Source organism: Stenotrophomonas sp. 05L44_2, assembly GCF_056665995.1.
Genome location: NZ_JBFTNR010000376.1, coordinates 1 through 4,107, shown reverse-complemented (window position 1 = coordinate 4,107; position 4,107 = coordinate 1). Strand labels below are relative to the sequence as shown.

Below are 4,107 nucleotides of genomic sequence, written 5' to 3'. Positions count from 1 at the left end.
GTGTGGGGTGGAGGGACCGCAGGCGCCATGGATGGCGCCTACGAGCCTACACGGACGTACTTGCGGCGCGTCCCGCAACCCCACATCGCCCCACCAGCCCACAGACGTCGCCGAGCCGATACGCTTTGGCCGTTGCCGTTGCCTGGCTTGTAGAAAGCGCCCGCCGGCCGCAGGCCGGCCAACATCCCCCCGCTGCGCTGCGGCGCGACCTGCGGCCGACCGATCTGGGATAATGCGCGTTCTTGTTTCCTCTGCTGCCGGACCCGGTCATGACCCAGAAGACGCTGCTCAACGATACCCACCGCGCCCTTGGCGCCAAGATGGTCGATTTCGGGGGTTGGGACATGCCCATCCACTACGGCTCGCAGCTGGACGAGCACCACCTGGTGCGTCGTGAGTCGGGCGTGTTCGACGTCAGCCACATGACCGTGGTCGACCTGCGCGGCGACCAGGTCAAGCCGTTCCTGCGCCGCCTGCTGGCCAACTCGGTCGACAAGCTCAAGGCCACCGGCAAGGCGTTGTACTCGTGCATGCTGAATCCGCAGGGCGGCGTCATCGACGACCTGATCGTCTATTACCTGGGCGACGACTTCTTCCGCATGGTGGTCAACGCCTCCACCCGCGAGAAGGATCTGGCGTGGCTGCGCGAGCAGGCTGCGCCGTTCAACGTCTCGGTCGAACAGCGTCCAGACCTGGCGATCCTCGCTGTGCAGGGTCCGCAGGCGCGCGACATCGTCATCGGCCTGGCCCGCGAAGCCGACCGTGAGTCGCTGGGCAAGCTCGGCCGTTTCGCCGCGCTGCAGGTGCAGTCCGACGACGGCGTTGAACTGTTCGTCGCCCGCACCGGCTACACCGGCGAAGACGGTTTCGAGATCCTGCTGCCGCAGGATGCCGTGGTCGCGTTCTGGAACCGCCTGCTTGCTGCCGGCGTGAAGCCGGCCGGTCTTGGCGCGCGCGATACCCTGCGCCTGGAAGCCGGCATGAATCTGTACGGCCAGGACATGGACGAAGCGATCAGCCCCTACGAAGCGGCGCTGGCCTGGACGGTGTCGCTGGACGAGGGTCGCGACTTCATCGGCCGCGACGTGCTGGAGGCGCAGAAGGCGGCTGGCAACGCACGTCAGATGATCGGCCTGGTGATGGATGAGAAGGGCGTGCTGCGCCATGGCCAGGCGGTCACCACTGCCGGCGGCCAGGGCGAGATCCTGTCCGGCACCTTCTCGCCGACCCTGGCCAAGGGCATCGCATTCGCGCGCGTGCCGGCCGGTGAACTCGGTCAGGTCACCGTCGACATCCGCGGCCGTCAGGTGCCGGTGCGGGTGGTCAAGTTCCCGTTCGTGCGCGAAGGCCAGGCCCAGCCCGGCGTGCTTGGCGACGCCTGATCCAAACATGCCGGTCGTCACTGCCAGCAGTGGCGGCCGGTTGGTTACACTAGCCCCGTTTTTTCCACCCCCTGCATATCTCTGGAGCAGTCCCATGAGCGAGATCCCCGGCGACCTCAAGTTCCTCAAGTCCCATGAGTGGGCCCGTGTCGAAGGCAATGGCCGCGTGACCGTCGGTATTTCCGACCACGCCCAGGGCCTGCTGGGTGACCTGGTCTACGTCGAGCTGCCCGAAGTCGGCGCGACCGCCAAGGCCAACGAGCAGATCGCGGTCGTCGAGTCGGTGAAGGCCGCCTCCGACGTCTACAGCCCGATCAGCGGCACCATCGTCGAGGTCAACTCGGCACTGGCCGACAAGCCGGAAACCATCAACGAAGACGCCTACGGCGATGGCTGGATGTTCGTTGTCGAAGTGTCCAACAGCGACGAGCTCAACGAGCTGCTGGACCCGGACGCGTACGCCGAAGGCCTGGAAGACGAAGAGCACTGAGTCGTCGTTTCCCCGGTACGAAAACGGCCACCCTCGGGTGGCCGTTTTCGTTTTGGAGGAGGCTTCGAACTTATGCCGGCCGGTTCGCCGCATGCCATCGCCATGGCATCAGTCGGTGTTGAGCGCGGGCAAAAGGCGTGCGCAGTTTTGCGCAAATCCGCGTTTCCACCCCCGCGGCGGCGCGCCCGGATGTGAAAAGTTTTTGGCCTTGTTGCAGGACCGTTGTGCTGGCGTTGGCGCGTGCGTTGCCATGCATGGCCGCGTCGCCGCGTGGCGTTCCGCTTCAGGCCCCTACATGACGCAGAGTGCTTATTTCAAGTGTTTTTTCTTCGCTGTTCGTGCGCAGTTGATGGCAGCGACGATGCGCGATGCAGTGTTTGCCGGCGCTCGCGGAGGAACATCGGCAGGCGCGGGAAGGGCTTCCGGGACGCGGCGGATGTGAAAATTTTTCGCGGGGGTTGTTGACAGTAAAAAAAACCGTGATTAGGTTTCGCCTCAGCAGACCTTGCCTGCCAAACCGAGTGCGCAGAATCAATCGTCCGATGCGAAGCAGCCCCTCGAAGACCACCGCGATCCTGACGACGGTGGAGATGGCCCCGCTTCCCCTCGAGAAATGCAAGGCAACCCCTGTTCCGATGCCTGCTCCGCCGATCGTGGCGGGCATCACCGCATCCGTAACGGCGCGCCCGACGCGCCGGCGGTCCCCGCACGCAGCATGGGCGGGTTTGATCCACCTGGGCGTTTCAACTCCCTATCACTGACGAGGAGCCATCACCATGGCAACCAAGAAAGCTGCGAAGAAAAAGCCCGCCGCCAAGAAAGCGGTGAAGAAGGTCGCCAARAAGGCCGCTGCCAAGAAGGCAGTGAAGAAGGTCGCGAAGAAGGCGACTGCCAAGAAGGCAGTGAAGAAGGCTGCCAAGAAGGTCGCCAAGAAGGCCACGGCGAAGAAGACAGTGAAGAAGGCGGCCAAGAAGGTAGCCAAGAAGTCCGCTGCCAAGAAGGCCGTAAAGAAGACCGCGAAGAAGGCCGTCAAGAAGGTAGCCAAGAAGGCCACCAAGAAGACTGCCAAGAAAGCCGCCAAGAAGACCACTGCCCGCAAGCCGGCCAAGAAGGTCGCCAAGAAGGCAGTGAAGAAGGCGACAAAGAAGACCGCCAAGAAGGCAGTGAAGAAGACTGCGAAGAAGGCGACCAAGAAGGCTGCCCCGAAGAAGGCTGCCAAGAAGGTTGCCAAGCGCAAGCCGGCCGCCCGCAAGAAGAAGGCCGCTCCGGTGGCCCTTCCGGCAACTCCGGCACCGCTGATCTAAGTACTTCCCGATAGCCGTACCCTGAGACCCCTTCCCCGACTGCCCAGCGGGGAGGGGGTTTTTTTATGGGCTGCCTGCGCCTGGCCAGCTGCGTTCACCCGCTGCGTCGCAGGGAAACCGCTCGACCAGGAAATCCACGAAGCTGCGCAGCCGGGTGGAGTGATACCGGTCGTGCGGATAGACCACGTGCATGGGCCGACCGTGCCGGCCATGTTCCGGCAGCAACGGGACCAGGCTACCCGCATCGATGTCTGCTGCCAGCAGCAGGCTCGACTGCAGGATGATGCCCAGGCCCTGCAGCGCGGCCAGCCGCAACGCTTCGCCGTTGTTGATCTGCAACCGTCCCGAAGGCGGCGCTGGCAATGCCACTTCGTTGCCCAGCCAGTGCGACAGCGCAGCAGGATCCAGCGACAGGCATTGATGCTGCTGCAGCTCCTGCGCGTTGTGCGGCGTGCCATGCCGTGTGAGATAGGCCGGCGATGCACACAGGGTCAGCCGGTAGGCGCTGAGCGGACGCGCTACGAGATGCGTGGCGTCGGCCAGCGTGCCGATGCGGATGGCGGCCTCGAACYCCTCATCGGCCAGTTCGACCACGCGATCGGTCAGGACCAGTTCGACACTGACCTCGGGGTAGCGGTCCATGTAGGTCGACAGTGCCGGCACCAGCGCATGCGTGCCGAAGATCACCGGTGCACTGATCCGCAGCGTGCCCGCCGGTGCCAGGTGGTGATGCTGGGCCTGCGCATCGGTTTCCTCCACCAGGCGCAGGATCTCTTTGCAGCGGCCGAAGTAGGCCTCACCGAAAGCGGTCATATGCTGCCGACGGGTCGTGCGGTTCAACAACTGCATGCCCAGCCGTTCTTCCAGGGCGCGCAGGTGCTTGCCGGCCATCGTCGCGGAGATGTCCAGTGCCGATGCCGCGGCACTGAGG

The 4,107-nt window shown here is 64.5% G+C and carries 5 protein-coding genes; 3 read left to right on the top strand and 2 right to left on the bottom strand.

Annotated features, from left to right (window positions below; genetic code table 11):
• Window positions 1–269 precede the first annotated feature (269 nt).
• Window positions 270–1,382: a glycine cleavage system aminomethyltransferase GcvT gene (gene gcvT, locus AC1VAN_RS13800; RefSeq protein WP_032974958.1), complete on the top strand. Its 1,113-nt coding sequence runs from the start codon at window positions 270–272 to the stop codon at window positions 1,380–1,382.
• Window positions 1,383–1,476: 94 nt separating this feature from the next.
• The gene (gene gcvH, locus AC1VAN_RS13795) at window positions 1,477–1,872 is read left to right on the top strand and encodes a glycine cleavage system protein GcvH (protein ID WP_025877788.1); all 396 of its coding nucleotides are present in this window, start codon (window positions 1,477–1,479) and stop codon (window positions 1,870–1,872) included.
• Between the two features lie 283 nt (window positions 1,873–2,155).
• On the opposite strand, the gene AC1VAN_RS13790 is transcribed toward gcvH, so the two are convergent.
• The gene (locus AC1VAN_RS13790; protein WP_152543265.1) at window positions 2,156–2,536 is read right to left on the bottom strand and encodes a hypothetical protein; all 381 of its coding nucleotides are present in this window, start codon (window positions 2,534–2,536) and stop codon (window positions 2,156–2,158) included.
• Between the two features lie 112 nt (window positions 2,537–2,648).
• On the opposite strand from AC1VAN_RS13790, the gene AC1VAN_RS13785 reads away from it, so the two are divergent.
• Window positions 2,649–3,176 carry a hypothetical protein gene (locus AC1VAN_RS13785; RefSeq protein ID WP_025877789.1) on the top strand — a complete coding sequence of 176 codons (528 nt, stop codon included), beginning with the start codon at window positions 2,649–2,651 and terminating at the stop codon, window positions 3,174–3,176.
• A gap of 63 nt (window positions 3,177–3,239) precedes the next feature.
• On the opposite strand, the gene AC1VAN_RS13780 is transcribed toward AC1VAN_RS13785, so the two are convergent.
• Window positions 3,240–4,107: LysR family transcriptional regulator (locus tag AC1VAN_RS13780; protein WP_480985998.1), on the bottom strand; the 868-nt coding region annotated here is incomplete at its 5' end.